This window comes from Pseudomonas sp. JL2 (assembly GCF_031570495.1).
Classification (GTDB): domain Bacteria; phylum Pseudomonadota; class Gammaproteobacteria; order Pseudomonadales; family Pseudomonadaceae; genus Aquipseudomonas; species Aquipseudomonas rhizophila.
This window is the reverse complement of record NZ_JAKUDH010000020.1, coordinates 57,695-83,480: the sequence shown is the minus strand read 5'-3', so window position 1 is coordinate 83,480 and position 25,786 is coordinate 57,695. Positions and strand designations below refer to the sequence as shown.

At 61.2% G+C, this 25,786-nt stretch carries 28 protein-coding genes and 1 riboswitch; of the genes, 9 read left to right on the top strand and 19 right to left on the bottom strand.

The window, feature by feature from the left end; translation table 11 throughout:
• The first annotated feature begins 562 nt into the window (after window positions 1-562).
• The 3 genes from MKS85_RS22215 (at window position 563) to MKS85_RS22205 (ending at window position 2,975) form a co-directional block, all read left to right on the top strand.
• Window positions 563-787 carry a hypothetical protein gene (locus tag MKS85_RS22215; RefSeq protein WP_007898912.1) on the top strand — a complete coding sequence of 75 codons (225 nt, stop codon included), beginning with the start codon at window positions 563-565 and terminating at the stop codon, window positions 785-787.
• Window positions 788-1,064: 277 nt separating this feature from the next.
• Window positions 1,065-1,547, top strand: coding sequence for a hypothetical protein (locus MKS85_RS22210; RefSeq protein ID WP_173406659.1), 483 nt, complete (start codon window positions 1,065-1,067; stop codon window positions 1,545-1,547).
• A 144-nt stretch (window positions 1,548-1,691) separates the two neighbouring features.
• A complete protein-coding gene (locus MKS85_RS22205; RefSeq protein WP_047228706.1) occupies window positions 1,692-2,975 on the top strand; it encodes an OmpP1/FadL family transporter in 1,284 nt (427 codons plus the stop codon).
• An 89-nt stretch (window positions 2,976-3,064) separates the two neighbouring features.
• Here the strand turns inward: MKS85_RS22205 and MKS85_RS22200 are convergent, their stop codons facing one another.
• From MKS85_RS22200 to cobO, 13 genes are all read right to left on the bottom strand, one after another.
• On the bottom strand, window positions 3,065-3,616 hold the full coding sequence (locus tag MKS85_RS22200) for a glutathione peroxidase (RefSeq protein ID WP_076383766.1): 552 nt from the start codon (window positions 3,614-3,616) through the stop codon (window positions 3,065-3,067).
• Between the two features lie 183 nt (window positions 3,617-3,799).
• Entirely contained in the window at window positions 3,800-5,008 is a 1,209-nt protein-coding gene (locus MKS85_RS22195) for an MFS transporter (RefSeq protein WP_076383765.1), read from the bottom strand.
• A gap of 52 nt (window positions 5,009-5,060) precedes the next feature.
• Window positions 5,061-5,465 carry a MarR family winged helix-turn-helix transcriptional regulator gene (locus tag MKS85_RS22190; RefSeq protein ID WP_047228709.1) on the bottom strand — a complete coding sequence of 135 codons (405 nt, stop codon included), beginning with the start codon at window positions 5,463-5,465 and terminating at the stop codon, window positions 5,061-5,063.
• Window positions 5,466-5,550: 85 nt separating this feature from the next.
• Window positions 5,551-6,288, bottom strand: coding sequence for an adenosylcobinamide-GDP ribazoletransferase (locus MKS85_RS22185; protein ID WP_139049377.1), 738 nt, complete (start codon window positions 6,286-6,288; stop codon window positions 5,551-5,553).
• Between the two features lie 2 nt (window positions 6,289-6,290).
• Window positions 6,291-6,866 (bottom strand): alpha-ribazole phosphatase family protein, encoded by a 576-nt coding sequence (cobC, locus tag MKS85_RS22180; protein ID WP_139049376.1) that lies wholly within the window; start codon window positions 6,864-6,866, stop codon window positions 6,291-6,293.
• Window positions 6,863-7,918 carry a nicotinate-nucleotide--dimethylbenzimidazole phosphoribosyltransferase gene (gene cobT / locus MKS85_RS22175; RefSeq protein WP_076383762.1) on the bottom strand — a complete coding sequence of 352 codons (1,056 nt, stop codon included), beginning with the start codon at window positions 7,916-7,918 and terminating at the stop codon, window positions 6,863-6,865. Before cobT ends, cobC begins: the two co-directional genes overlap by 4 nt.
• Entirely contained in the window at window positions 7,915-8,436 is a 522-nt protein-coding gene (gene cobU, locus MKS85_RS22170; protein WP_188252294.1) for a bifunctional adenosylcobinamide kinase/adenosylcobinamide-phosphate guanylyltransferase, read from the bottom strand. The genes cobT and cobU overlap by 4 nt, the downstream gene beginning before the upstream one ends.
• Before the next feature lie 133 nt (window positions 8,437-8,569).
• Window positions 8,570-10,021 (bottom strand): cobyric acid synthase, encoded by a 1,452-nt coding sequence (locus MKS85_RS22165; RefSeq protein ID WP_076383761.1) that lies wholly within the window; start codon window positions 10,019-10,021, stop codon window positions 8,570-8,572.
• Window positions 10,018-11,010 carry a threonine-phosphate decarboxylase CobD gene (gene cobD / locus MKS85_RS22160; RefSeq protein WP_188252295.1) on the bottom strand — a complete coding sequence of 331 codons (993 nt, stop codon included), beginning with the start codon at window positions 11,008-11,010 and terminating at the stop codon, window positions 10,018-10,020. The genes MKS85_RS22165 and cobD overlap by 4 nt, the downstream gene beginning before the upstream one ends.
• On the bottom strand, window positions 11,003-11,911 hold the full coding sequence (gene cbiB, locus MKS85_RS22155) for an adenosylcobinamide-phosphate synthase CbiB (RefSeq protein WP_076383759.1): 909 nt from the start codon (window positions 11,909-11,911) through the stop codon (window positions 11,003-11,005). The genes cobD and cbiB overlap by 8 nt, the downstream gene beginning before the upstream one ends.
• Entirely contained in the window at window positions 11,908-12,558 is a 651-nt protein-coding gene (bluB, locus tag MKS85_RS22150; protein WP_139049372.1) for a 5,6-dimethylbenzimidazole synthase, read from the bottom strand. The genes cbiB and bluB overlap by 4 nt, the downstream gene beginning before the upstream one ends.
• Window positions 12,555-13,949 carry a cobyrinate a,c-diamide synthase gene (locus MKS85_RS22145; protein ID WP_188252296.1) on the bottom strand — a complete coding sequence of 465 codons (1,395 nt, stop codon included), beginning with the start codon at window positions 13,947-13,949 and terminating at the stop codon, window positions 12,555-12,557. The genes bluB and MKS85_RS22145 overlap by 4 nt, the downstream gene beginning before the upstream one ends.
• Window positions 13,946-14,557: a cob(I)yrinic acid a,c-diamide adenosyltransferase gene (gene cobO, locus MKS85_RS22140; RefSeq protein ID WP_047228719.1), complete on the bottom strand. Its 612-nt coding sequence runs from the start codon at window positions 14,555-14,557 to the stop codon at window positions 13,946-13,948. Before cobO ends, MKS85_RS22145 begins: the two co-directional genes overlap by 4 nt.
• Before the next feature lie 77 nt (window positions 14,558-14,634).
• Window positions 14,635-14,872, bottom strand: a riboswitch (cobalamin riboswitch).
• A 159-nt stretch (window positions 14,873-15,031) separates the two neighbouring features.
• Between cobO and MKS85_RS22135 the strand changes: the two genes are divergently transcribed.
• Together MKS85_RS22135 and MKS85_RS22130 are read left to right on the top strand one after the other, a co-directional pair.
• Complete coding sequence (locus MKS85_RS22135; protein ID WP_047228720.1) at window positions 15,032-15,616, top strand: hypothetical protein; 585 nt, start codon at window positions 15,032-15,034, stop codon at window positions 15,614-15,616.
• Window positions 15,617-15,683: 67 nt separating this feature from the next.
• Window positions 15,684-16,994 (top strand): sorbosone dehydrogenase family protein, encoded by a 1,311-nt coding sequence (locus MKS85_RS22130; protein WP_047228721.1) that lies wholly within the window; start codon window positions 15,684-15,686, stop codon window positions 16,992-16,994.
• Window positions 16,995-17,094: 100 nt separating this feature from the next.
• On the opposite strand, the gene MKS85_RS22125 is transcribed toward MKS85_RS22130, so the two are convergent.
• From MKS85_RS22125 to MKS85_RS22105, 5 genes are all read right to left on the bottom strand, one after another.
• Window positions 17,095-17,628, bottom strand: a complete 534-nt coding sequence (locus MKS85_RS22125) for a C40 family peptidase (RefSeq protein ID WP_047228722.1) — start codon at window positions 17,626-17,628, stop codon at window positions 17,095-17,097.
• A 165-nt stretch (window positions 17,629-17,793) separates the two neighbouring features.
• Window positions 17,794-18,420, bottom strand: coding sequence for a C40 family peptidase (locus MKS85_RS22120; RefSeq protein WP_047228723.1), 627 nt, complete (start codon window positions 18,418-18,420; stop codon window positions 17,794-17,796).
• A gap of 211 nt (window positions 18,421-18,631) precedes the next feature.
• A complete protein-coding gene (gene hda / locus MKS85_RS22115; protein WP_003178999.1) occupies window positions 18,632-19,336 on the bottom strand; it encodes a DnaA regulatory inactivator Hda in 705 nt (234 codons plus the stop codon).
• 181 nt (window positions 19,337-19,517) lie between these two features.
• Window positions 19,518-20,591 carry an AI-2E family transporter gene (locus MKS85_RS22110; protein WP_047228724.1) on the bottom strand — a complete coding sequence of 358 codons (1,074 nt, stop codon included), beginning with the start codon at window positions 20,589-20,591 and terminating at the stop codon, window positions 19,518-19,520.
• Window positions 20,592-20,622: 31 nt separating this feature from the next.
• The gene (locus MKS85_RS22105; protein ID WP_139049369.1) at window positions 20,623-21,681 is read right to left on the bottom strand and encodes a DUF2066 domain-containing protein; all 1,059 of its coding nucleotides are present in this window, start codon (window positions 21,679-21,681) and stop codon (window positions 20,623-20,625) included.
• Window positions 21,682-22,046: 365 nt separating this feature from the next.
• On the opposite strand from MKS85_RS22105, the gene purM reads away from it, so the two are divergent.
• From purM to MKS85_RS22085, 4 genes are all read left to right on the top strand, one after another.
• Window positions 22,047-23,105, top strand: coding sequence for a phosphoribosylformylglycinamidine cyclo-ligase (gene purM / locus MKS85_RS22100; protein ID WP_092457205.1), 1,059 nt, complete (start codon window positions 22,047-22,049; stop codon window positions 23,103-23,105).
• Window positions 23,105-23,767 carry a phosphoribosylglycinamide formyltransferase gene (gene purN, locus MKS85_RS22095; RefSeq protein WP_047228727.1) on the top strand — a complete coding sequence of 221 codons (663 nt, stop codon included), beginning with the start codon at window positions 23,105-23,107 and terminating at the stop codon, window positions 23,765-23,767. Before purM ends, purN begins: the two co-directional genes overlap by 1 nt.
• A gap of 8 nt (window positions 23,768-23,775) precedes the next feature.
• On the top strand, window positions 23,776-24,489 hold the full coding sequence (locus MKS85_RS22090) for a DUF3108 domain-containing protein (RefSeq protein ID WP_047228728.1): 714 nt from the start codon (window positions 23,776-23,778) through the stop codon (window positions 24,487-24,489).
• 418 nt (window positions 24,490-24,907) lie between these two features.
• The gene (locus MKS85_RS22085; RefSeq protein WP_047228729.1) at window positions 24,908-25,102 is read left to right on the top strand and encodes a hypothetical protein; all 195 of its coding nucleotides are present in this window, start codon (window positions 24,908-24,910) and stop codon (window positions 25,100-25,102) included.
• A gap of 123 nt (window positions 25,103-25,225) precedes the next feature.
• Here the strand turns inward: MKS85_RS22085 and MKS85_RS22080 are convergent, their stop codons facing one another.
• Window positions 25,226-25,765, bottom strand: coding sequence for a DUF2058 domain-containing protein (locus MKS85_RS22080; RefSeq protein ID WP_030142404.1), 540 nt, complete (start codon window positions 25,763-25,765; stop codon window positions 25,226-25,228).
• Between the last annotated feature and the right edge of the window lie 21 nt (window positions 25,766-25,786).

Below are 25,786 nucleotides of genomic sequence, written 5' to 3'. Positions count from 1 at the left end.
GTCCGTCGGCTAAGCGCAAAACCATTGATCGGTTCCTGTGCTATGGCCGATCACCTATGGGCAAACAAACGATCAGTCGGCGACCAGGCAGGATCTTTTTTTCCCATCGTCCTTCCCTTCGACCACTCGATCCGTTACTATCCGCGGCGTTAGTACCAAGCTGAAAGTCAATTCCGGGTCGAATACATCTCCACGGTCAGCCTTCTTCAAGAGAAGCCTCACCGACAAAAAGAGACCGACCCCCTCGATGGTTTCCAGGTAATTCTTGCGTCAACACTGCCTTTGATCGATTGCAAAGGATGTTGCCAGACTCGTTACTCTGACCGAACCAGCCTGCAAAATTGATCAGGATCTTCACCCCGGGCCCAGAACCTTTGCCCTTGATGTGTTGCCTGCCCTCCTAAGTACCTACCTGCCAGCCCAAGCGCGCACTTTATATAGCGCTCAAACTGGCTGCTTTGTTCCAGTCGGGTTCTTCGTTCGACCAATGGTGGTCGACGTTACTGGAACGTTTTAACGTTGCACGGTTCTTAACCGTGTCATTTGTAGGAACACCCATAACATGTCGACTCAAATCCATACACAGGATGCCATCCGCACCCTAACCAACGCTTTTGCCCCAATGAACTGCCTGATCATGGCCGCTCGCAAAGGCTGCTTCAGCTTCACGCTGGTCAACGAACATGGCATCGCCCGTCACAGCGAACGCCTGTACCCCGATCAGTACTCCAGCGCAGAACCGCTGCAGGCCGTGATCGAGCGTACCCGTCAGGCACTGGTTGCCTGATACGCCGCAAAGGCTGAAACCCTAAGGCCCCGCCCCAAAAGCGGGGTTTTTTATTGCCCAGAATTTCTCGATAAAGCGCAACGGCTTAAGCACCGGGGGATATAACGGTTATAACCGTTCGGCGAAGATGTTTTAAAAACAGTCCTTTACAGCGGGAATATGACACTACACTTCAAGTCAAGCGGCATGATCCGCTTCCGGCGGAGCCTGAACCGAACCACTGCTGCCAAGCCCACACCCATTTCAGGCTCTGCCCCTTTCACGTTTCGAGGGTTTTATGGGTATCGCTGCCAGCGAACTGTGTCGATATGTGATCCGCCCGACGCTCCTGTACCTGGAGCGCCACAGTGCAACGGCGGAATCCTTGTTGCTGGGGATTGCCGCCAGCCAGTCCGCCCTGGGATCAGCCCTGCATGACCGTCGCGGGCACGGCCTGTACCGCATTCCCGAACCCCGCCACCGGGCGCTCTGGGACCATTACCTGGCTCTGGATCCGGAACGAGCCAGCCTGGTTCGGGGCCTGGCCAGCCAGCACGCCTTTCTCAGCGGCCCGCACCTGGAATTGACCGTCAATCTGCGTTACGCCACCGCCATTGCCTGGCTTTTGGTGGAGGAACAGAACCTCGCGCTTCCTGACGCCGATGACCTGTTAGGCATGGCCCGGATCTGGCGCCAGACATTTCACCCTCAAGGGCGCCTGCGGGATTTCACCTGCGCCTGGCAAAGTTGTGTTTCGCCGCTGAATCAGGTCGCCTGCTAAGGTCAGATCTGGAAAGTTCCTACAACAGCCGCGAATTTGGTCTGATTGTCCTACAAAACCGCTCTAAATCAAGCCATACAGCCTATAGCGCTTAAACGAAAATGTTGGTAATTTTCGCCCCGGTGATCACCTGGAGTTCTAACAATGAAAAAAATGATGCTCAAAACCACCCTTGGCCTTGCCGTTACCTTGGCATCCACGCAGATTTTCGCCAGTGGCTTTGCCTTGAACGAACAAAGCATCAGTGGCATGGGCACCGGTTTCGCTGGGCGTTCTTCCTCTGCCGATGATGCAAGCACTGTGTTTGGCAACCCGGCCGGCATGTCGCGCCTCAAGCGCCAGCAAGTTACGGGCGGTATGGCCGCTATCGACGCGTCCACCGACATCAACGACGCCAGCGGTAGCCAATCGGGCACCAACAAGGGCGACATGGTGCCGTTCACTGCCGTTCCGATGGGCTATTACGTCAAGCCTATCGATGATCAATGGGCTTTCGGCCTGGGTGTATACGCACCGTTCGGCCTGATCACCGATTACGAAAGCAGCTTCCAGGGTCGCAACTTCGGCAGCAAGAGCGAAGTGAAAGTCGTCGCCTTCCAGCCCACCGTCAGCTACGCCTTCAACGACAAGGTGTCGATCGGTTTCGGCCCGACCATCAACCACATTTCCGGCGCACTGGAATCGACCCTGACCACGCCGCTTTCACCGAACGATGGCGAAGTGAAGATCAAGGGCGACGACATTGGCTATGGCTACAATATCGGCGTGCTGGTCCAGGCGACCGACACCACTCGTGTTGGCCTGACCTACCACTCCAAGGTCAAGTACAAGCTTGAAGGCCACACCAAGGTAAGCCCGGGTGCCGGCACTCCCGCCGGGTTCCTGAGCGGGGCGCGTTATGACGCTTCGCTGGACATCACGACACCTGAATCGGTGGACTTTTCGGTCACCCAGCAGCTCAACGATGCCTGGACCCTTTATGCCGGCAGCACCTGGACTCGCTGGAGCCGCTTGAAAGAAATCACCGTGGACAACGAAGGCGTCACGCCTGCAAACGGTGGTGCACTGGCCCCTGCGTTCCTTGGCACCATTACCGAGGAACAGAACTGGCATGACACCTGGGCCTACGCCATCGGTACGTCCTACCAGTTGAACAAACAGTGGGTGCTGCGTACCGGCCTGACTTTCGACCAGTCACCTACCAACAACATCGACCGCTCGCCACGCATCCCTACCGGCGACCGGACCATCTTCAGCCTGGGTGCAGGTTGGAGCCCGACCGAAGACCTGACCATCGACGTGGCGTATTCCTATCTCAAGGAAGAGAAAGTCAGCGTCAATCACAGCAACGCTCTGGGCCAGTCCTACAACGCTGAATACGAAAACAGCGCAAATGGCTTCGGTGTCGGTGCAACCTACCGCTTCTGATGATTCACGGCGAGCCTGAACCCCTCGCCATCTGAAGCGAAAAAAGCCCCGCACTCTGCAAAGAGGCGGGGCTTTTTCGTGACTGGCGATCAGGGGCGAGAGGCGATGGCCGCTTCTACCGCCTGGATGAATTCAGGATCGTCGGGTTTGGTCCGACTGGAGAAACTGGCGACGACTTTACCCTGGCGGTCCACGACATACTTGTAGAAATTCCATTTCGGTGCCCCGGACTGTTCGGCCAGATGCCTGAACAACGGGATGGCGTCCGCGCCGCGTACCGGTTGGGGCTCGGTCATGGTGAAGGTCACGCCATAATTGACGTAGCAGACCTTGGCCGTCTCTTCGCCGTCCTTGGATTCCTGTTTGAAGTCATTGGACGGTACCCCCAGCACTTGCAGACCGTCACCTTTATAGCGCTGGTTGAGTGCCTCCAGACCTTTGAACTGCGGGGCGAAACCGCAGAAGCTGGCAGTGTTGACCACCACCAGCGGCTGGCCGGCGAAACGCTGGCACAGATCGATGTTTTCCTTGGCCCGCAACTTGGGCAGCGAGCCCTCCAGCATGGGTGGGCAGTCAGCGGCCCATACGTGCCCGGTCAAAGCCAGCAGCAGAGCGGGTACAGCAAACCTGCGCATCAGCATGTCGCAATCTCCTTGAAAGCACGTCAGACCCCGACGTTACTCCCCCCTGCCCGGCGCCGTCCACCGCTCAGCAGGTGCCCATACCCAGTTGCATCAACGCCAGCCCGCCCTGATGCCACCCCCACCAGGCGACCACCAGCAGCAGGCCGGCACCGGCAGCAATCAACCACGGGCCTACGCGGCTCATGCCGCACCTGCCTGAACTTGCAGCCGCGCCACCGGACGCTCACGCACCGGCCAGTTCAACGCCGCCGCCAGCAGACTGAGCAGGATCGACACCTGCCAGATCAAGTCATAACTGCCGGTTCGGTCGTATACCACCCCACCCAGCCAGCCCCCCAGGAACGAACCTAACTGGTGGAACAGGAACACGATCCCACCCAACATTGAGAGATTTCGTACACCAAACAACGTCGCTACCGTGCCGTTGGTCAAAGGCACCGTCGACAGCCACAAAAAGCCCATCGCCATCCCGAACAGGTAAGCCGTGGTAGTCGTCACCGGCAACCACAGGAACAAGCCAATCACCACCGCCCGCAACAGGTACAACCCGGTCAGCAAGCGCGGCTTGGACATCCGACCGCCCAACCAGCCTGCGGTGTAGGTGCCGAAGATATTGAACAGGCCGACCAGGGCCAGCACGGTCGTGCCGACGCTGGCCGCCAGGTGCTGGTCCACCAGATAGGCCGGCAAATGCACGCCAATGAATACCACTTGGAACCCACAGACAAAAAAGCCAACCGCCAGCAGCCAGAAGCCGGAGTGGCTGCAGGCCTCGCGCAGCGCTTCGGACAAGGTTTGCTCATGACCGGTCAGCGGCGCAGGGGTGTCCTTGAGCATGCTCACCAGCGGCACGATCAGCGCCACCAGCAGCCCCAGCGCCAACAGCGCGGCAGACCAGCCGAGCCAGCCAATCAGCCCCAGCGTGCCCGGCAACATGGCGAATTGGCCGAAGGAGCCGGCAGCGCTGGCGATCCCCATGCCCATGCTGCGTTTTTCCGGCGGCACAGCACGCCCGACCACGCCGAGGATCACCGAAAACGACGTGCCGGACAGACCGATACCAATCAACAGACCCGCGCTCAATGAAAGCGACCATGGCGAGTCGGCCATGCCCATGAAGACCAGACCGAGGGCATACAGCACGCCACCGATGAGCACGACTTTCGCGGCACCGAAGCGGTCGGCCAGCGCCCCGGTAAAGGGTTGCGCCAAGCCCCAGATCAAGTTCTGCAAGGCAATGGCGAAGGCAAACACCTCACGACCCCAGCCAAACTCGGCGCTCATCGGCGCCAGAAACAGCCCGAAGCCATGCCGTACACCCAGGGACAACGCCAGGATCAGCGCGCCGCCCACCAGAACCCAACCACAGGTACGCCACATCGATGTCATTATTATTCTCCGGTCACGGGTATATACCCGCTTATCTTCGAACGAACCGGCTTCACGCCAGTTCATCCAGCAAGGCCAGCAACGTTGCGCGCTTTTCGGCGCCCAGCTTATCGATCAATCGTTGTTGCGCCGCTTCCCAGGCCGGCAACGCCGCCGCCAGCCGGGCATGCCCGGCTTCAGTGAGTTCGACAATGCGATTGCGCAAGTCTTCACCTTCGGCCAGCGCCACCAGCCCCTCACCTTCCAGTACCCGCAGGTTGCGCCCCAGGGTGCTGCGGTCCAGGCCCATGGCCTCGGCCAGGGAAGAGATACTCGGTTGGTCCAGGCGCGCCAGGTTGCTCAGCAAGGAATACTGGGCGACGTTGATCCCGAAGCCGTCGAGGGCGCCGTCGTAATACCTGCTGACGCCCCGAGCAGCGCGACGCAGGTTGATGCACAAACATTGGGAGGCAAGCATAGTGCGTGTATATACCCGCGATTAAGTGAATGCAAATTTTAATTCAGGAAATTTCAAACTGAATCCCCAGCCAGACAGGTAGCGCTCAATTCCAGATCAGCACCAGCCCCACCAACACCACCATTTCAAGCAGCTCCAGCAAGGCGCCTGCCGTATCCCCGGTACAACCTCCCAGCCTGCGCAACATCATCTGGCGCAACCCGATAAATACCGTTAGAGCGATGACCAGCGCCGATACCCCGACCCAGCCCGCCACCAGCACGCCCCCCAGCGCACAGGCCAGCAATACCTGCCAGCCGCTGTGGCGCGGCAGATGGTCGGCGAGCGCCTGCCCTAACCCGCCGGCACGCACGTATGGGGTGGTCAGGAATAACCCCAGCAACGCGCCACGCCCCAACACCGGCACGATGATCAATGCCAGGGTTTGTCGCTGCTCGATCAGGGCCAGCAATGCGGCGAATTTGAGCAGCAGCACCAACACCAGCGTAATCACCGCAATCGGCCCGCTGCGAGGGTCTTTCATGATCAGCAGCGTACGCTCGCGATCGCCAAAACCGCCGAGCCAGGCATCCGCGCTGTCGGCCAGCCCGTCCAGGTGCAGGCCGCCGCTAAGCAGCACCCAAGCGGTGAGCAACAGGGCTCCATGGAGTAGCAGCGGCGTGCCAAGCAACAGGGCATCAAGCCCCCACAACAAGCCTCCGAACAACAGACCTACCAGCGGATAAAACAGCAACGAACGCCCCAACTGCGCAGGCTCAGGCATGCCCGGCAAGCGAACCGGCAGGCTGCTCAGGAACTGCAAGGCGATCCAGAACGCCAGCATCTTCAGCCCTCTTCCTTCAACACCGAACCAGGCGACACCCGAAGAGAAAACAGCGCGCCATGAGCCACTTCTACATTGAGCAACTGCTCCCGAGGCAGACCGCGGGCTCGCGCCAGCAGCAAGCGCATCACCCCGCCATGGCTGACCAGCAATACGCGCTGCCCTGCATACGCGGTCCTCAGGCGTTCAACCGCCGCCAGGACTCGCTTCGAAAACTCCAGCACCGGCTCGCCGTCTGGCGGGGTGAATGCGTAGGGATCGGCCCAAAAGCGGCCCAGCGCCTCGGCGTCGGTGTCCATCAACGCCGCCGCGCTGCAGCCTTCCCAGGCGCCGAAATGCAGCTCCTGCAGATCCTTGTCCAAGTGCACCGGCAAATCGAACTGGACGCCGAGTTGCTCAGTGAAACGAGCGCAGCGCTGCAACGGTGAACTCACCAGCCGATCCCAAGGCCCGCCCGCCGCGACCGCCTCGCGCATCTGCTGCCAGCCCCTGTCCGTCAAGGCATCGTCGAGGCTGCCACGCAGCCCGCCGCCCAGTTCGGTCTCGCCGTGGCGCAGCAGGTCCAGGTGCAAAGTCATGCCGGGCGATCCGCCACAGCCGCTTCGGCAAACGTCGCCATCTGCCCGTGAAGATCACACGCCAGGCGCAACAGCGGCACCGCCAACGCCGCACCACTGCCCTCACCCAGGCGCAGGCCCAGGTCAATGAGCGGCTCAGCGCCGAGGGTTTCCAGAACGTGCCGATGCCCCGGCTCGGCACCGCGATGGCCGAACAACAGCCATTGCCTGCATTGAGGATTGAGACGCACCGCCACCAGTGCTGCGACGCTGCAGATGAAACCATCCACCAGCACCGCAACGCCCTGCTGGGCGCAGGCCAGATACGCGCCAGCCAACGCTGCGATTTCAAACCCGCCCAGGTTGAACAGTGTTTGCAGTGGATCGTTACGCTGTGCACCGTGCAACGCCAGGGCGCGCTCGATGACTTGAGCCTTGCGGCTGACACCCGCGGCGTCCAGCCCGGTGCCCGGCCCGACCAGGTGAGTCACCGGGCAGTCAAGCAAGGCACAGGCCAGGGCACTGGCCGCCGTGGTGTTGCCGATGCCCATTTCGCCGCCGATGAACAGCTGCGTTCCGGCGGCGACCGCGCGCAGCACACTGTCACGTCCGGCCAACAATGCCTGCTCGCCTTGGGTCACGGTCATCGCCGGCCCCTGCACGAAATTCGCGGTACCCGGCCCCACGTTCAGATGCCGCACACCGGGTAGCGCCAGCGAAGGCGTCACAGTGCCCAGGTCAACCACTTCCAACGAGGCGCCCAGTTGCCGCGCCAATACACTGATCGCCGCGCCACCACTGACAAAATTGAGGAGCATCTGCCCGGTGACTTCCTGGGGATAGGCCGATACACCTTCGGCCACCACACCATGATCACCTGCGAAAATTGCGATCCAGAGTTGATCCAGGCTCGGCTTGACCTGCCCTTGCAAACCCGCCAGTTGCACCGCCACTGCCTCGAGTCGCCCCAGGGAGCCGGCCGGCTTGGTCAGTTGTTGCTGACGGACCGCAGCCTGCTCCAGGGCCTGGGTGTCGAGGGGCTTGCACGGGTCCAGCCACCAGCGATGATTCATAACGCAGTACCTTTGAGAGTCAGGGGCAGGCCGGCAACGGTCAGTACGACGCGCTGGCAACGTTCGGCCAAAGCTTGATGCAGCCAACCGGCTTCATCGACATAACGGCGAGTCAACTCGCCCAGCGGCACGACACCCATTCCGGTCTCGTTGCTGACAAAAATGATTTCGCCCGGCAGCGCGCCAACGCACTCCAGCAAAGCGTCACGCTCGGCCGTCAACTGCTCGAGGTTGTCGAGCATCAGCAGATTGGTCAGCCACAGGGTCAGGCAATCCACCAACAGGCAGTGCCCTGAACCTGCGTTATCGCGCAGCACCCGCGCCAGAGCCAACGGCTCCTCCACCAGCGCCCATTCGGCCGGACGGCGAGCGCGGTGTTGGGCGACCCGTTCGTTCATCTCGCCGTCCAGGGGTTGGCTGGTGGCGATGTAGGTAACGGGCAATCGGCTGTCTGTGGCGAGCTTTTCGGCCAGGCGACTCTTACCGGAGCGGGCGCCGCCGAGGATCAGTTGCAGCATGTTTTTTACCTTTCAAATTGGCGGTGTTGCTGCCGGCTTCATCGCGAGCAGGCTCGCTCCCACAGTGGTTGTGCGATGCATACAAGTCCCTTGTGGGAGCGAGCCTGCTCGCGATGAGGCCAGTGCAGCCACCCTAGATCCCACACAGCTCACGCAACAGCCCGGTATCCAAATGCCGCTCCACCAGATCCGCCAACCGCTCGATGTCCCGCTCGCGCAACCCGTGGTAGTCCACCGCCTGCACATTCTGCAACCCGGCCCAACGCAACAAGGCGCTGCTGGCCGCCGGTGACTCGAACAGCCCATGCAGATAGGTGCCGAAAATCTGCCCATCCAGACTCTGGGCGCCATCACAGCGACCGTCATCCAACTGCACCGCCGGGTTTTCCAATGCCGGGCCTGAGGTTACACCGGCATGGATTTCATACCCACTGACCTCGGCCTCTTCCAGGGCCAGTCGACCGCGCACATTGCGCAACTGCTTCTCGTGTTCCAGGGTCGTTTCGAAAGCCAGCAAGCCCAGCCCGGTGCTGGAGCCTGCGGCCCCTTCCAGCCCCAGCGGATCGTGGACCTGCTGGCCGAGCATCTGCAAACCGCCGCAGATGCCTAGCAACTTGCCTCCATAACGCAGGTGACGATGGATGGCCGTCTCCCAACCGTTGGCGCGCAGGTAGGCCAAGTCACTGCGCACGCTCTTTGAACCCGGCAGGATGATCAAGTCAGCCGCGGGAATGGGCTGGCCTGGGCCGATGAATTGCAGATCGACCTGCGGATGCAGGCGCAGCGGATCGAAATCGGTGTGGTTGCTGATGCGCGGCAATACCGGCACCACTACCTTGAGCACCTGCTCGGCCTTGTCGGCCTGCCGTTGATCGAGACCGTCCTCGGCTTCCAGATGCAGGTCCATCACGTACGGCAACACGCCAATCACCGGTTTGCCGGTGCGCGCCTCAAGCCAGTCCAGGCCCGGTTGCAGCAGGGCGATGTCGCCGCGAAAACGGTTGATGATGAAGCCCTTGACCCGCGCCTGTTCGCTGGGCGAAAGCAGCTCCAGGGTACCCACAAGGTGGGCGAAGACGCCGCCGCGATTGATATCGGCAATCAGCAGCACCGGACAGTCCACCGCCTCGGCAAAGCCCATGTTGGCAATGTCACCGGCGCGCAGATTGATCTCCGCCGGGGAACCCGCGCCCTCCACCATCACCACCGGATACGCCGCGCTCAAACGTTCGTGGGAGGCCAGCACCGCTTGCATCGCGATGGCTTTGTAATCGTGATAGGCCACCGCATTCATGGTGGTGACGGCGCGGCCATGGATAATGACCTGGGCACCGGTGTCGCTGTTGGGCTTGAGCAGCACCGGGTTCATGTCGGTATGCGGTTGGAGACCGGCCGCCTGGGCCTGCACGGCCTGGGCACGGCCGATTTCGCCGCCATCGGCCGTTACCGCGCTGTTGAGTGCCATGTTCTGTGGTTTGAACGGCACCACGCTCACCCCCTGACGCCTGACCCAGCGGCACAACGCCGTGACGAGAGTGCTTTTGCCGGCATCGGACGTGGTGCCCTGCACCATTACAGTGGTCATTGGATGTCCTTGGCGTAGGCCTCGAAAGCTTGCTCGAGGCGCAGGAATTCACCGTCATCGGCCGGCAACCCGAAGCGCAGGCTGCTGGTATGGGTAAACAAGCGCAGAAGAATGCCGCGCTGGGCCATGAAATCGTAAAGTGCCTGGGCGTGCTCAGTGACCAGCCATTGGAACAACCCGCAGCCGCCCTGAGGCTTGAAGCCGTGGCGTTCGAGCGTCAGCGCCAGGCGCTGACTAGTGTCTTCGCAGCGTTGGCGCTGGCGGGCCTGGGCGTCGCTGTCCAGCAGGCACGCCTGGCCCACCACCCGGGTCGGCCCGCTGACGGCCCACGGCCCGACTTGTTCGGCGAGCAACTTGAGCAAATGGCGCTCGGCCAATACAAATCCCAGGCGAACCCCGGCCAGGCCAAAAAACTTGCCGAACGAACGCAGCACGATCAATCCGACCTGATGGGCATGGGCGGCCAGGCTCAGTTGTGGCGTAACATCCATGAACGCTTCATCCACCACCAGCCAGCCACCGCGCTGGGCCAGTCGGGCATGCCAATCCAGCAAGCGCTCGGGGCTCAACAGCAAGCCCGTGGGGTTGTTGGGGTTGACCACCACCAGCACGTCAAGGCTGTCGAGGAAGAAGTCCACCTCCGGCTCCAGCACTTCACGCACGATGTAACCACTGCGGCGCCAGGCTTCGGCGTGTTCGGCGTAACAGGGTGAGAGGACGCCGACCTTGCCGGCCCGGCGCAGGCGCGGCAAGAGTTGGATGGCCATCTGCGAACCCGCCACCGGCAGCACATGCATGGCGCCGTAATAATCGCAGGCGGCCTGTTCCAACCCGTCATCGGTCTCAGGCAGGCGTGCCCAAGCCCGCAGTGCAATCGCCGGCACGTCGAACGGCCAGGGCGCCAGGCCGCTGGACAGATCCAGCCAGTGCGCCTCGGCAATCGCGTATTGCCGGGCCGCGTTGCGCAGGCGCCCACCGTGCTCAAGCATAAAACTCAGCTCCCAGGCAGAGAATCAGCAACCACAACCATACGCCACGCTGGACCAGTTGCCAGCCGCGATCAATGGCGTCGGCGTTCGCCGGCGCGCCTTCGCCCAAGGGCGGACGTTGATGCAATTGGCCGTGATACACCGCCGCGCCACCCAGTTCGACCCCCAGCGCACCCGCGCCGGCGGCCATCACGGGCCCGGCATTGGGACTGTCCCAGGTCGGGCCCTGAGTGCGCCAGCACTTGAGCGCCAGGCGGGTTTTTCCAAGCACGGCGTAAGTCAGCGCCACCAGGCGCGCCGGAATGTAGTTGAGCCCATCATCGATCTTGGCCGCTGCCCAACCGAAACGCTCAAAGCGCTCGTTGCGATAGCCCCACATGGCGTCGAGGGTATTGCTCAGGCGGTATAACACCACACCAGGCGCGCCCGCGACGGCGAACCAGAACAGCGCGGCGAATACCGCGTCGCTGCCGTTCTCCAGCACCGACTCAGTGGCGGCACGGGCAACGGCAGTCTCATCCAGTTCGGCGGTTTCACGACTGACCAAGTAGCCGACCCGCCGGCGCGCTTCGTCCAGATCTCCACCGCGCAGAGCCCGGGCTACCGGCTCGACATGCTCCCCGAGACTGCGCAGGCCAAGGGCAAGGTACAGTGCCAGGATTTCCACCAGCCAGCCCACCAACGGCGCCCAGGACAGCGCCGTCGCGAGCAGGGTCAACGGCACCACGGCGATGATCCACGCCGTCACGCCATGGCTGCGCCAGCCACGCCCGCCGGAGTTGAAACGCTGTTCGATACGATCGGCAAAGCGACCGAACGCCACCAGCGGATGCCAGCGTCGGGGTTCGCCCAACAGCGCATCCAGCGCCACCGCGGCAGCACTGAGCAACGCCACACTCATGGGCTTACTCCCCAATGGTTTTCGTAGAGCAATTCATCCAGCGCACGCGGCTGCGCCCAGCCTTCCAAGGCAAGCATCGGTGCCGGGTAAAAACCCTCGACCGGCCCCAGGCACAATATTGCCAGCGGTTTGGCGCCGGCGGGCAGGCCCAACAGCTCGGCCAGGGCCTGGGGCTCGAACAGCGAAACCCAGCCCATCCCCAGCCCTTCGGCGCGAGAGGCCAGCCACAGATTCTGGATCGCGCAGGACAGCGAGGCCAGGTCCATTTCCGGCAGGGTTCGTCGACCGAAGACATAGCGCTCGCGATCATCCATCAACGCCGCCACCAGCACTTCGGCGCAGTCGTTGAGGCCTTCGACCTTGAGCTTCATGAATTCATCGCTGCGCTCACCCAGGGCCTCGGCGGTGCGGATGCGTTCCTGTTCCACCAGTTGACGGATTTGCCCACGCAAGGCGCGGTCGCTGATGCGAATGAACCGCCACGGCTGCATCAGACCCACACTGGGGGCTTGATGCGCGGCTTCCAGCAGGCGGCGCAGCAACGCTGGCTCAACGGTGCCGCCGGTGAAGTGGCGCATGTCGCGGCGTTCGGCGATGGCCCGGTAGACGGCATCGCGTTCGGCCTGAGAGAAAGCGGTGTCTGTCATGGCCGCTTCGCGAGCAGGCTCGCTCCCACAGGGGTCAGGTGATCGGAGGTGGGAGCGAGCCTGTTTGCGATAGCGGCCTCAGGATCAGGTGCAAACAGCGCGGCAATCGCCCTTGGATTCGACGGAAAATAGAAGTGCACATAGGAAGCCGTCATCCGACCCTGCCGGAAAACCGCCTCCGCGCCACGCCCGCCATTGGGACTATGACCTCGGGCAATCGGCTCCAGCCCGGTGCTGGTGAGGGAATGATGATAGGTATGCCCGCGCAAAGTGCCCTCCGGCAACTCCACCGATTGCAGCGCCAGGGCCGCCAGACGCTTTTGCATCTGCGCGTCACCGGCCAGCAACCCAAGCAGCTCGGCACGGGTGCCGTCCACATCCGTCAACGAGTCCAACAGATAAAGCATGCCGCCGCATTCAGCCAGCAAGGGTTTGCCTGCTTGATGGTGCGCGCGGATCGCCGCCAGCATCGGGGCGTTTTGCGCCAGCGCCACATGGTGCAATTCCGGATAGCCACCGGGCAGATACAGGCTGTCCGCCGCCGGCAGTTCGCTGTCATGAATAGGTGAAAAGAAGCTCAGTTGCGCGCCCATGGCTCGCAACAAATCAAGGCTGGCGCCATAGGTGAAGGCGAACGCTTCGTCCCGGGCCACGGCGATGTGCACACCTTCCAGCCACGGCTGCGCGGCAATCACCGCTGGCGCGACGAACTCCACAGCCGGCGGCAACGCCACTTCACAACTGCCAGCCAAGGCATCGGCGGCGGCGTCGAGGCGCAGGTCCAGATCATTCAATTCACTGGCCTGGACCAACCCAAGGTGGCGACTTGGCAGCTCGATACCGGTTTCCCGTGACAGGGCGCCGTACCAGCGCAGGCCTTCGGTCAGGCTGCCTTCGAGCAACTGCGCATGACGCAAGGTGCCGACCCGATTGGCCAGTACCCCGGCGAAAGGCAAGTCCGGCTGATACCGCGCCAGGCCCAGGGCCAGGGCACCGAAGGTCTGGGCCATGGCCGTGCCATCGATCACCGCCAGCACCGGCACGCCGAAGTGCCGGGCCAGATCGGCACTCGATGGCGTGCCATCGAACAGCCCCATCACCCCTTCGATCAGAATCAAGTCGGCTTCGGCAGCAGCTTCCCACAACAATCGACGACTCTCCTGCTCGCCGACCATCCACATGTCCAGTTGGTAGACCGGCGCGCCGCTGGCCCGCTCCAGGATCATCGGGTCGAGGAAATCAGGCCCGCACTTGAAGACCCGCACCCTGCGCCCCTGCTTACGGTGCAAGCGGGCCAGGGCGGCGGTGACCGTGGTTTTGCCCTGCCCGGAAGCAGGAGCGGCGATCAGCACCGCCGGGCAGTGACGACTCGCCAAGGGAACATCGCTCACAGTTCGACGCCCTTCTGCGCCTTGATACCCGCTTGGAACGCGTGCTTGATCATGCCCATTTCGGTGACGGTGTCGGCCAGTTCAATCAATTCCGGCTTGGCGCCGCGACCGGTCACCACCACATGCTGCATCGGCGGACGGGCCTGCAAGTCGCTCAGCACCTGGTCCAGGTCAAGGTAACCGTGCTTGAGGGCAATGTTGAGTTCATCGAGCACCACCAGGCCTATGGACGGGTCGCTCAACAATTGACGCGAAACTGCCCAGGCCGCTTCAGCCGCGGCGATGTCGCGCTGGCGATCCTGGGTTTCCCAAGTGAAGCCTTCGCCCATGACATGAAAGCGCACCTGCTCCGGGAAGCGACGGAAAAACAGCTCTTCACCGGTGCTGTTACGCCCCTTGATGAACTGCACCACGCCGCATTGCATGCCATGGCCCATGGACCGGGCCAGCATGCCGAACGCAGAACTGCTCTTACCCTTGCCGTTGCCGGTCAGCACCAGCAGCAGGCCACATTCGTTTGGCGAGTTGGCGATGCGCTCGTCGATCACGGCTTTCTTGCGCAGCATGCGCGCCAGGTGGCGTTCGTCGCGATCGGGGGTGTGGGTCATGGGAGCTCTCCGTTGGGATTGGATAACGGCGGGCGGGCACAAAAAAGACGGCAACAAGCCTGGCATCGCCCACCGTGATGCCGTTGGATGAATCAGGCCGGTCTCCGGGCTCATGAGCGGCGTGATGCCGGGCTGCGCGCCTTCCCATGTCTACGGACACAGTGGCTTGTGGCCTGTGTAGTGCCAGGCGCAGCGTTGACTCATTTACCGTTGCGGGGGCAGCGCCGGGTTCGTATGCACTCACCGGCTTCCCTGTTTCACTCTGTCGACCCAACGATCGCCCGGTCACAGAGCACCTGAAACAAGCCGCGAAGGTTAGAGGGTTGGGGGTGGAGCGTCAATTAAAGCCGGCACAGGTTCAACAGTGGACATTGGCCCTGATCAATAAAATGACGCCAATCTTGTGCCATGCTGCGGCAAGTGATATCAAATAGGCATCACGACCCGATATCACAATAACAAGAGGGCAAAAACATGCAAGGCATGATCATCAGCAATCCAAAACTGGAATTCCTGCGCCCGGTGCTGGAACGCTGGTTTGACTGTATCGACCGTTACAACGCCGTGCGCGGCGATAACGACACACCTTACTGGTTCGATGAAAAAGCCAATCTTGGCCTGCTCTCGGCCGCAGCCTGGATGGCCGAGATGGTCACGCTGCAGAACACCCCCACTCGCAAACAGAATGAAGAAGGCGAACGCAACGTCAGCGCCGATCTGTTCATCGCCGGCACCGAGGAGCGCGCTTTCATCCAGGCCACTCAACGCTGGCCGAAGGTCAAGAACCTCAATCTTACCCAGCCGCTGCTCGACATCACCAGCGACGCCAAACGTATCAGCTATTCCAGTGACCTGCGATTGGGCTGCTTGTTCGTCGCACCGCAAAAGGCCCAGCAGAGCGCCACGCCGGAAGAGCTGCAGGACATGATCGATGAACTGCAGAAGGAAAATACCTGCGCCGTGGCCTGGTACTTCCCTTATGCCTATCGCAAGTTGCGCAATGAGGCCGGGCAGTATCATCCGGGCATCGCCGTGCTGTTCAAGCAGGCCCACGGCTGACCGGTTGAACCATCGCGGGTCTAAGCTTCTCTATGAATAACCACCATGCACTCATAGGGAAGCCCGCATGCTCAAGCCACCACACCTTCTGATCGTCGCATTGGCCGCAGGGCTTGTTGCTTGCGGCGAGTCCTCCACACTGCAGGTTTCCGACGGCACTGGCCCCTCGCCAAAACTGCCGGAACCGAACAAGACCCTGATCCCCACCGTCAACATTGCCGAGGCTATCGGCTGGCCGGATGGCGCCAAACCTACCCCGGCCCAGGGCCTGCAAGTGGGCGCATTCGCCGAAGGGCTGGATCATCCACGCTGGCTCTACGTGCTACCCAACGGTGACGTGCTGGTGGCAGAAACCAACGCGCCGCCCAAACCGGACGACTCCAAAGGCATTCGAGGCTGGGTCATGGAGAAAGTCATGGGCCGCGCCGGCGCGGGGGTGCCCAGCCCCAATCGCATTACCCTGTTGCGTGATGCCAATCATGACGGCATCGCCGAAACCCGTACGGTCTTTCTGGAAAACCTCAATTCACCGTTCGGCATGACACTGGTGGGCAATGATCTGTACGTGGCCGACACCGACCGACTGATTCGCTTCCCTTATAAAGAGGGCGATACGCAAATCAAGGCGCAGCCGACCAAGGTCGTCGACCTGCCGGGTGGCACGCTCAATCACCACTGGACCAAAAACGTGATCGCCAGCCAGGACGGCAGCAAGCTGTACGTCACTACCGGTTCGAACAGCAATGTCGGGGAAAACGGCATGGAGGCCGAGGAAGGCCGCGCGGCCATCTGGGAAGTGGACCGTGCCAGCGGCAATCACCGCATCTTCGCCTCGGGCCTGCGCAACCCCAACGGCCTGGCCTGGGAGCCGCGCAGTGGCGCGCTATGGACCGCGGTGAATGAGCGCGATGAGATCGGCAGCGACCTGGTCCCGGACTACATCACCTCAGTCAAGGACGGCGCCTTCTATGGTTGGCCCTATAGCTATTACGGGCAGCACGTCGATAAGCGGGTCGAGCCACAAAAACCGGAACTGGTGGCCAAGGCCATCGCCCCGGATTACGCCGTCGGCCCACACACCGCGTCACTGGGGCTGACGTTCGCCGAAGGCAGCACCTTGCCAGCGCCGTTTACCGAAGGGGCTTTCATCGGGCAGCACGGCTCATGGAACCGTAAACCCCACAGCGGCTATAAAGTGATTTTCGTACCCTTCAACGCCGGCAAGCCGGTGGGGCAACCGGTGGATGTGCTGACCGGTTTCCTGAATGCAGATGAAAAAGCCCAAGGCCGACCAGTGGGTGTGGTGATCGACAAACAGGGCGGGCTGTTGGTGGCAGATGATGTGGGGAACAAGATTTGGCGGGTTTGGGCTAAATAACCGCTGAAGAAGCTGACCTGAACACTGGAACCTGTGGCGAGGGATTGTTCTCTCGCCACAAGAGCTCTGCTGAGCCGGCGCAAAAAGCGAACTTGAATCGTCAGGGATTACGCGCCAGATGCGCCGGTTGCAGCACACGCTTGGCACTCAGATAGGCTTTCTGCCAATAAGCCTTGGACAGGCTATCGAGCTTGACCGTACCCCCGGTCGCTGGCGCGTGGACGAAACGCCCCTCCCCGACATAGATCCCGGCATGGCTGACCTGAGAGCCACCGTTGGTGGCGAAGAAAATCAAATCACCGGTCTGCAACGCCTCCTTACCGACACTCGGGGCGCGCATACCAATCATCTCGCGGGTGGAACGCGGCAGGGAGATACCGGCCGCATCGCGATACACATAGCCGATCAGGCCACTGCAATCAAAGCCTGAATCCGGCGTATTACCGCCCCAACGATAGGGTGTCCCCACCAACCCCAGCGCCCGGAACAGCACGTCTTCGGCAACCGGGGAAAAGCTTTGCGCGGGTGCGAATACCACCGGAGCCCGCACGGGCGCAGGTGGCGGAGTACGGCTGGCGCAAGCGCTGAGCAGCGCGGCAAGGAGCATGAGAGCGAGGCGGGCCGACGTCGACATATGCAGAACAATCCTGATCTGGATGCGGCTTTTCTGCCGTGGGCATGAAAACAAAGCCGCCTGCGGAGTACGCAGGCGGATTGCCATCAATCAATGATCATGGATTCTAGCGGCTATGAGGCAAACTTCAAGTAAGACTTTAAGTTTGCCTTACAAACTGTGAGCTTACTTGCGAGCAGTGACCACGGTCGGTGCCATCGCGAGTGCGCGCTTGGCTTCGATGAAGGTCTTGCTCCAGTAGCTGTCGCCCAGGCTGTCGATTCGCACGCCACCGCTGCGACGGCTGCTGGAATGGATGAACTGGTTGTCACCCAGGTAGATACCGGCGTGACTGACGCGACCACGACGACCGTTGGTAGCGAAGAACAGCAGGTCGCCCGGCTCAAGCTCGTTACGAGCAACCAGCGGGGCCTTCACGTTGATCATTTCGCGAGTGGAGCGCGGCAGGCTCATGCCAGCCTCTTCGCGAAACAGATACCCGATGAAACCGCTGCAATCGAAGCCGGCCTCGGAGGAACCGCCAAAACGATAGCGGGTACCGATCAAGGACATGCCCCGCTCCAGGATGCTGTCAGCCAGCACCGGAAGCTGATAAGGCTTGCTGCCGGCGAAGTCTGCCAGCTCTTTGTCGGTGGCCATTTCTTCCTCAAGTGCAACAGAGGAAGACTGGGCAGTAACGGAATTTTGAACCTGTGGTTGTTGCGCTTGCTGGGACACTGGAGAGTGGGCAGCACAACCGAACAACAGGGTAACGAGTGCGAGAGGCACCAGGGGTGCGAAGCGACTTAGCATGGGCACGACCGTGGCTGAAGTTGTAAAGATGGCGAGACTATGCCCACTATCAAGCTCATTTGCAAATTCAATCGATGCAAATGTGACTTCTCGGTTTTAGGTTTACATCTAAGCGCCCCAACCGTTTTCAACCCTCTGCAGCCTGCAGCCCAGAAGGGACGCGGGCTGTGCCGTGGTAGAAACAGGCTATAAGCCACTATTGCTGCGACTTCTACCAGCCAAGGGTTTCTTTCAAAAAAGGGATGGTCAGCTTGCGCTGGGCCTGAAGCGACGCCTGGTCGAGACGTTCGAGCAGTTCGAACAACGCGCTCATGCTGCGGGTGCCGCGGGTAAGGATGAAGTGCCCGACCTCATCGGTCAGGTGCAGGCCACGCCGGGAAGCGCGCAACTGCAATGCACGGAGCTTGTCTTCATCGGAGAGCGGGCGCATCTGGAAAATCAGCGCCAGGGTGAGACGGGACTTGAGATCGGCCAGCTTCACCGGCAGCTCCCGCGGCGACGTCGATGCAGCAATCAGCAAACGCCGGCCGCTGTCGCGTAACCGGTTGAACAGGTGAAACAGCGCTTCTTCCCAATCAGCCTTGCCGGCCACCGCCTGAAGATCATCCAGGCAGACCAGTTCGTACTGTTCAAGATTGTCGAGGATCTCTACGCCGCGATCCAGCAACTCGGCCAATGGCAGATACACCGCCGGCTCACCCAATTGCTCGAACCGCAGGCAAGCGGCCTGCAACAGATGCGTGCGCCCCACCCCGTCCTTGCCCCACAGATAAATCAGGCTCTCGGTCCAGCCGGCGTCGGCTTCGCAAAGCCGCTCGACATAGCCGAGTGCAGCGGCATTGGCGCCTGGGTAGTAGTTGATAAAGGTGGCGTCATCACGCAGACGCACACCTAGGGGCAGCTGAATCGGTTTCATGCTGACTGAACAGTTCCAAAAGAACCGTTAGTGGCCTCTGTGTAAAGTGCGCAAAGTTTATACCCGTGACGCGGACCGCACAATGCGCCGGACCACGAGCAAAATCAAAGGTTTGCAGCGACAGAACGATGGAGCGACGGTTTCCCTGACGCTGGGACAACCGCCGCGCCCGCCATTGGCGCTATAGCTCGGGGTCTTCGACGCCACTGTAGATGTCTGAATCCTTGTACAGATCGTGCATATGACGCACCAGCACCATGATCACCGCCGCCACCGGCAGCGCCAGCAGGACCCCGGTAAAACCGAACAACTCACCCCCTGCCAGGATCGCAAAGATCACCGCCACTGGATGCAGGCCGATGCGATCACCCACCAGCAACGGTGTCAGCACCATGCCTTCCAGCGCTTGCCCGACCATGAACACCGCCACGATGCCGACCATCGGGTACAGATCACCGCCAAACTGGAACAAGCCGGCAATCAACGCCGCGCCGATACCGATGACGAAGCCCATATAGGGCACGATGGCCGCAAGCCCGGCGATCAAGCCGATCAATAGCCCCAGCTCCAGGCCCACCAGCATCAATCCCGCCGCATAGATGAAGCCCAGCGCCACCATCACCAACAATTGCCCTCGCACAAACGCCCCCAACACTTCATGGCATTCGCCGGTCAGGGTCATGATGCGTTCTTCACGATGGCGTGGCAGCAGGCTGCGAATCTTGGCCATCATCAAGTCCCAGTCGCGCAGCAGATAAAAAGCCACCACCGGAATCAACACCAGGTTCGCCAGCCAACCGATCAACGCCAGCCCCGAGGCTGTGGCCTGGCTCAACACCACACCGACGATGTCAGAGGTCTGGCCCATATGCTCGCTGATGGCCGCCTTGACCTTGTCGAACTTCCAGAAGCCTTCAGCCAACCCCAGCCTCGACTGCACCCACGGCACGGCAGTGTGCTGTAACCAGTCGAGCATCTGCGGCGCCAGCTCGTACAGGCGCATCAGTTGCTTGGCCAGCATCGGTATCAGCACCAGCATCAGAGCAATGACAATCAAGATGATCAGCCCAAACACCGACACCACGCCCCAGGTCCTGGACAGGCCGAGTTTTTCCAGGCGATCTACCAGTGGGTCGAACAGATAGGCCAGGAGCAACGCAACCAGGAACGGCGTGAGGATCGGATGCAGCAAATAGATGAACACAAACAGCAGGGCGACCCCACCCAACCAGAACCAACGCCGCGTATCGCCCATGAACCACTCCTAGCTATATAAGAAAGAAAAACTACCAGCGAAACCGCAGGTTGGCGGTCGGCGCTGGCGCTGGCGCGGCGGCCGGAATGGAGCCATCAGCGGCTGGCTGGGGTACTGGCACTGGCGCGACGGCTTCGCCGGCAGGAATTTCCTGCAGTTTCGCCAGGGCCAATTGCGCTTTCAACTGTTCGGCGCTGCCCTTGACCCGATAAATGATCCGGTCCCCTTCAACCCGCTGCAACTGCCCACCGAACGGCTCGATCAAACGCCCAAGCGCCGCATAACGCTCCAGGTTCATGCCCTGCACTTCCAGCAGCTGCTCGGTGGCCACGCCCGGCTTGGTAACGAAACGCGGCGCCAGGCGTTGACTCACCGCCAGCATCACCGCATCAGCCAGGGCGGCAGGGTCGGCGCCCTGGGCATTGCCCTGCTCGCGCTGGTCACCCTGCCACAAGCGCCAAGTCGCCTGCCATTGGCCGCCCTCTTCCTTGGCATGGACCGCCAGCAAGGCGTCTGCACCATAACGCTGCGATGCCTCGCGCAGCGGGGCCGGATCACTGCCTTCCAGGTTTGGTGCGGTAGCAACGATCTGCTCGCTCAAATCCGCCAGGGGCAGGTGCAGCGGCAGGCCGCGGTGCTGGGCGGCGCGGCGCAGTGGCTCGGCACTGCCCTGGCCATCGCCTACCAGGTTGGAACCTTCAGCCGAGTCGTTCAGCCACCAGCCCAGGATCGCAGGCCGATTCGCGCCCCACAGCGACAAGCCCGCCGAGCGCAAGGCCCGGTCAGTGCTCGCTGGATCGAAATCCACCTTGAGGCTTTCCGGCGGCCCGGCGTCGTAACCATATTGAAGAATGATCTGCTGGGGATCCTTGCGGATCGCCGCCAGACCGGGATTCTGCGCGGCCTCGGCATCGCCGGTCAGGCGCAGCACCAGCGTGTCGAGGGCGCGCAAAGTCGCCTGGTCACGCTCTTGCGGGGCCTGGCTGCTGACCGGCTCGAGCACCTGATAGAGGCTATTGAGGTTTTCGGCATGGCTCGCCACGCTGATCAACGACAGGCAGCCCACAGACAAGAGTTTGAAAAAACGCATGGAAGATTCCCGGACATAACGGCTGGAACAGGCCGTGTGAAGAAAATTGAGCATGGCTGTGACCACAGCACCTGGCAAAACATTCACACACCCGCTGGAAGTTTCGCACTGTCATAACCATAGCCGGTTACCGCTACACCTTATACAGACGCATCGCGCAGCACCAATAGGAGAAATATCGGTTTTTTTCCAAGGATATGTCCCTGCCCGTCGGCGCGAGGATGGCCGCTGCCCCTCAAGCCTGATAAAATCGCGCGCCTTCGCAGACCGGCAATGGCTGGGCACCCGGAATAATTCGTACAACGGTTATTCAATGGCCCCGGCGGTCGGTCGTTACCCAGAAATCCCCCCTAAAGGCCTGGATCATGAGCAAGCAACCCTCCCTGAGCTACAAGGACGCCGGTGTAGACATCGACGCCGGTGAAGCATTGGTCGAACGCATCAAGAGCGTCGCCAAGCGCACTGCGCGCCCGGAAGTCATGGGCGGCCTGGGCGGTTTCGGCGCCCTCTGCGAGATCCCGGCCGGCTACAAGCAACCGGTGCTGGTTTCGGGCACTGACGGCGTCGGCACCAAACTGCGTCTGGCCCTGAACCTGAACAAGCACGACAGCATCGGCATCGACCTGGTGGCCATGTGCGTGAACGACCTGGTGGTGTGCGGCGCCGAGCCGCTGTTCTTCCTCGACTACTACGCCACCGGCAAACTGAACGTCGACACCGCCGCCCAGGTGGTAACCGGCATTGGCGCCGGCTGCGAGCTGTCCGGCTGCTCCCTGGTCGGCGGCGAAACCGCTGAAATGCCAGGCATGTACGAAGGCGAAGACTACGACCTGGCCGGCTTCTGCGTCGGTGTCGTGGAAAAATCCGAAATCATCGACGGTTCGAAAGTCGCCACTGGCGATGCCCTGCTCGCCCTGCCATCGTCCGGCCCGCACTCCAACGGTTACTCGCTGATCCGCAAGATCATCGAAGTCTCGGGTGCCGACATCGAGAACACCCAGCTCGACGGCAAGCCACTGGCCGACCTGCTGATGGCCCCGACCCGCATCTACGTCAAGCCGCTGCTCAAGCTGATCAAGGACACCGGCGCCGTCAAGGCCATGGCCCACATCACCGGTGGCGGCCTGCTGGACAACATCCCGCGCGTACTGCCAAAAGGCGCCCAGGCGGTAGTTGACGTGGCGAGCTGGACCCGTCCGGCCGTGTTCGACTGGCTGCAAGAGAAAGGCAACGTCGATGAAACCGAAATGCACCGCGTGCTGAACTGCGGCGTAGGCATGGTGATCTGCGTGGCCCAGGAGCACGTTGAAACGGCCCTGAATGTACTGCGTGAAGCCGGCGAGCAACCTTGGGTCATCGGCCAGATCAGTACCGCCGCCGAAGGCGCTGCCCAGGTCGAGCTGAAAAACCTTAAGGCTCACTGATGCAAGAACAGAAGTCTGCAACCTGTGATGTCGTGGTGCTGTTGTCCGGCACCGGCAGCAACTTGCAGGCCCTGATCGACAGCACGCGGACCGGCGATAGCCCGGTCCGCATCCGCGCGGTGATTTCCAACCGCGCCGATGCCTACGGCCTGCAACGCGCCAGGGATGCGGGTATCGACACCCGCGTCCTGGATCACAAAGCGTTCGATGGCCGCGAAGCCTTCGATGCCGCGCTGATCGAACAGATCGACACGTTCAATCCGCAACTGGTGGTCCTGGCCGGCTTCATGCGCATCCTCAGCGCCGGCTTCGTGCGTCACTACCAGGGCCGCCTGTTCAATATCCATCCATCGCTGCTGCCCAAATACAAAGGGTTACACACTCACCAGCGCGCGCTGGAGGCCGGAGACACGGAGCATGGCTGCTCGGTGCACTTCGTCACCGAGGAACTCGATGGCGGACCACTGGTCGTACAGGCAGTAATACCGGTAGAGTTGCACGACACGCCGCAAAGCCTGGCCCAACGGGTTCACGCCCGGGAACACCAGATCTACCCGATGGCCGTGCGTTGGTTTGCCGAAGGCCGGCTGACCCTCGACGATCGCGGTGCCTCACTGGACGGCCAGTTGCTCGCCGCCAGCGGCCATTTGATTCGATACTAGGAGATTTTATGCGTCGCGCCCTGCTCTTCGCTTGCGCTCTGCTTGCCCTGCCCCTGGCACAGGCCGCAGACCTTCAACCGTTCTCCGCCAGCTACACCGCCGACTGGAAACAGCTGCCCATGAGCGGCACCGCCGAGCGCAGCCTGACCAAAGAGGCCAACGGCACCTGGAAGCTGAGCTTCAAGGCTTCGATGATGATCGCCAGCCTGACGGAAGAAAGCACCCTGACCCTGGACAAGGACACACTGCTGCCACAGTCCTACCACTTTGAACGTGGCGGCTTGGGCAAGGCCAAGAAAGCCGATCTGGATTTCGACTGGAACACGAAGATGGTCACCGGCACCGATCGCGGCGATCCGGTCAAACTGCCACTCAACCGTGGCATGGTCGATAAATCCACTTATCAGTTGGCCCTGCAGCACGACGTGGCGGCCGGCAAGAAAAGCATGAGTTATCAGGTTGTCGATGATGGCGAGATCGACACCTACGACTTCCGCGTACTGGGCCCGGAGAAGGTCGACACCAAGGCCGGCCAGATCGACGCGATCAAGGTCGAGCGCGTGCGCGACCCAACAAAAAGCAAACGCATCACGGTGCTCTGGTTCGCCAAGGATTGGGATTACCTGCTGGTACGCCTGCAACAGGTCGAGACCGACGGCAAGGAGTACAACATCATGCTCCAGGACGGTACGGTCAACGGCAAGGCTGTCAAAGGCAGCTGATCCACACCGATATCAAGAGAAGCCCCGCCCAGTGCGGGGCTTTTTTATGCGCGGATTTCCTGAACACTAAAACTGCACCCGCGCAAAGTCACCCTGTAGAAGATGAATCTGTGGGAGCGAGCCTGCTCGCGATAGCGCTAGGTCAGCCGGCATCGGTATTGACTGATACACCGTTATCGCGAGCAGGCTCGCTCCCACAAGGTGACTGCCCGACATTTCCCCCCCCCCCGAAACATGAAACCTTCTTCATGAAAAACACCCTGCGACCGAATGCCGCGCATTGCCTGACCTGCGGGATCGCTGAGTTTTTCATGAAGTTTTCTTAACAGACCCAGGCATTTACTTAGCCGGCTACCCAAATCTATAACAAAGTCCTGCACACGCCTTGCTGCAGATAACAGAGATTGGAGCTTGCAAGATGACTGTGAAAGTAACTGAACGCGATGACGCTCACATGTCCCACGAAGGTATTGCCGCCGGTATCCGCATCTGGGATGTACACCAACAGGACCTGCTGGTGGGGATGTTCCACTCCGAGACGGATGCCCATAACTACAAAGCCGAGCTGGAATGCCAGGAAAGGCAGCGCTCGGCTGAAATGACAGAATCCTGAACGATAAGAATCCCTGTGGGAGCGAGCCTGCTCGCGATAGCGGTGGATCAGCGACATCAATGTTGGCTGACAGACCGCCATCGCGAGCAGGCTCGCTCCCACAGTTTAGTGTTCAGTTCATCCTTACCACATCAAATCATCAGGGATCTGATACGCCGCATACGGATCATCAGCATCCACTTCTTCGGTCTGGGTATTGAGCTGCACGATGCGCTTGGGATCGCGCTCCTGGATCTTCAGGGCCGCTTCGCGCGGGATCACTTCGTAGCCGCCGGCATGATGGACGATCGCCAGCGAGCCGCTGCTCAACTTGTTGCGCATCAGCGTGTTGACCGAGATGCGCTTGACCTTCTTGTCGTCGACAAAGTTGTAATAATCCTCAGTGGTCAGCTTCGGCAAACGCGAGACTTCGATCAATTGCTTGATCTGCGCGGCCCGAGCTTTCTGCTCGGCTTTTTCCTGCTGCTGACGGTTGAGCTCCTGATCGCGCTTGACCTTCTCGGCCATGGCCTCTTGGGCGGCGCGCTGCTGGGAGTCATCCAGTTCGATCTGGCCCTTGTGGGCCAGGCGCTGCTGTTTCTGTTTCTCTTTGCCGACCTGCTTGGCCTGCTTTTGGTTGACCAGCCCTGCTTTGAGCAACTGGTCGCGAAGGGAAAGGCTCATGGTGCTTACTCACTTAGGCAA

Excerpts from the sequence above, each read along its gene's own strand:
- MKS85_RS22215 (WP_007898912.1), top strand. The coding sequence starts at position 563 with ATGTCGACTCAAATCCATACACAGGATGCCATCCGCACCCTAACCAAC.
- MKS85_RS22210 (WP_173406659.1), top strand. The coding sequence starts at position 1,065 with ATGGGTATCGCTGCCAGCGAACTGTGTCGATATGTGATCCGCCCGACG.
- MKS85_RS22205 (WP_047228706.1), top strand. The coding sequence starts at position 1,692 with ATGAAAAAAATGATGCTCAAAACCACCCTTGGCCTTGCCGTTACCTTG.
- MKS85_RS22200 (WP_076383766.1), bottom strand. The coding sequence starts at position 3,616 with ATGCTGATGCGCAGGTTTGCTGTACCCGCTCTGCTGCTGGCTTTGACC.
- MKS85_RS22195 (WP_076383765.1), bottom strand. The coding sequence starts at position 5,008 with ATGACATCGATGTGGCGTACCTGTGGTTGGGTTCTGGTGGGCGGCGCG.
- MKS85_RS22190 (WP_047228709.1), bottom strand. The coding sequence starts at position 5,465 with ATGCTTGCCTCCCAATGTTTGTGCATCAACCTGCGTCGCGCTGCTCGG.
- MKS85_RS22185 (WP_139049377.1), bottom strand. The coding sequence starts at position 6,288 with ATGCTGGCGTTCTGGATCGCCTTGCAGTTCCTGAGCAGCCTGCCGGTT.
- cobC (WP_139049376.1), bottom strand. The coding sequence starts at position 6,866 with ATGACTTTGCACCTGGACCTGCTGCGCCACGGCGAGACCGAACTGGGC.
- cobT (WP_076383762.1), bottom strand. The coding sequence starts at position 7,918 with ATGAATCATCGCTGGTGGCTGGACCCGTGCAAGCCCCTCGACACCCAG.
- cobU (WP_188252294.1), bottom strand. The coding sequence starts at position 8,436 with ATGCTGCAACTGATCCTCGGCGGCGCCCGCTCCGGTAAGAGTCGCCTG.
- MKS85_RS22165 (WP_076383761.1), bottom strand. The coding sequence starts at position 10,021 with ATGACCACTGTAATGGTGCAGGGCACCACGTCCGATGCCGGCAAAAGC.
- cobD (WP_188252295.1), bottom strand. The coding sequence starts at position 11,010 with ATGCTTGAGCACGGTGGGCGCCTGCGCAACGCGGCCCGGCAATACGCG.
- cbiB (WP_076383759.1), bottom strand. The coding sequence starts at position 11,911 with ATGAGTGTGGCGTTGCTCAGTGCTGCCGCGGTGGCGCTGGATGCGCTG.
- bluB (WP_139049372.1), bottom strand. The coding sequence starts at position 12,558 with ATGACAGACACCGCTTTCTCTCAGGCCGAACGCGATGCCGTCTACCGG.
- cobO (WP_047228719.1), bottom strand. The coding sequence starts at position 14,557 with ATGACCCACACCCCCGATCGCGACGAACGCCACCTGGCGCGCATGCTG.
- MKS85_RS22135 (WP_047228720.1), top strand. The coding sequence starts at position 15,032 with ATGCAAGGCATGATCATCAGCAATCCAAAACTGGAATTCCTGCGCCCG.
- MKS85_RS22130 (WP_047228721.1), top strand. The coding sequence starts at position 15,684 with ATGCTCAAGCCACCACACCTTCTGATCGTCGCATTGGCCGCAGGGCTT.
- MKS85_RS22125 (WP_047228722.1), bottom strand. The coding sequence starts at position 17,628 with ATGTCGACGTCGGCCCGCCTCGCTCTCATGCTCCTTGCCGCGCTGCTC.
- MKS85_RS22120 (WP_047228723.1), bottom strand. The coding sequence starts at position 18,420 with ATGCTAAGTCGCTTCGCACCCCTGGTGCCTCTCGCACTCGTTACCCTG.
- hda (WP_003178999.1), bottom strand. The coding sequence starts at position 19,336 with ATGAAACCGATTCAGCTGCCCCTAGGTGTGCGTCTGCGTGATGACGCC.
- MKS85_RS22110 (WP_047228724.1), bottom strand. The coding sequence starts at position 20,591 with ATGGGCGATACGCGGCGTTGGTTCTGGTTGGGTGGGGTCGCCCTGCTG.
- MKS85_RS22105 (WP_139049369.1), bottom strand. The coding sequence starts at position 21,681 with ATGCGTTTTTTCAAACTCTTGTCTGTGGGCTGCCTGTCGTTGATCAGC.
- purM (WP_092457205.1), top strand. The coding sequence starts at position 22,047 with ATGAGCAAGCAACCCTCCCTGAGCTACAAGGACGCCGGTGTAGACATC.
- purN (WP_047228727.1), top strand. The coding sequence starts at position 23,105 with ATGCAAGAACAGAAGTCTGCAACCTGTGATGTCGTGGTGCTGTTGTCC.
- MKS85_RS22090 (WP_047228728.1), top strand. The coding sequence starts at position 23,776 with ATGCGTCGCGCCCTGCTCTTCGCTTGCGCTCTGCTTGCCCTGCCCCTG.
- MKS85_RS22085 (WP_047228729.1), top strand. The coding sequence starts at position 24,908 with ATGACTGTGAAAGTAACTGAACGCGATGACGCTCACATGTCCCACGAA.
- MKS85_RS22080 (WP_030142404.1), bottom strand. The coding sequence starts at position 25,765 with ATGAGCCTTTCCCTTCGCGACCAGTTGCTCAAAGCAGGGCTGGTCAAC.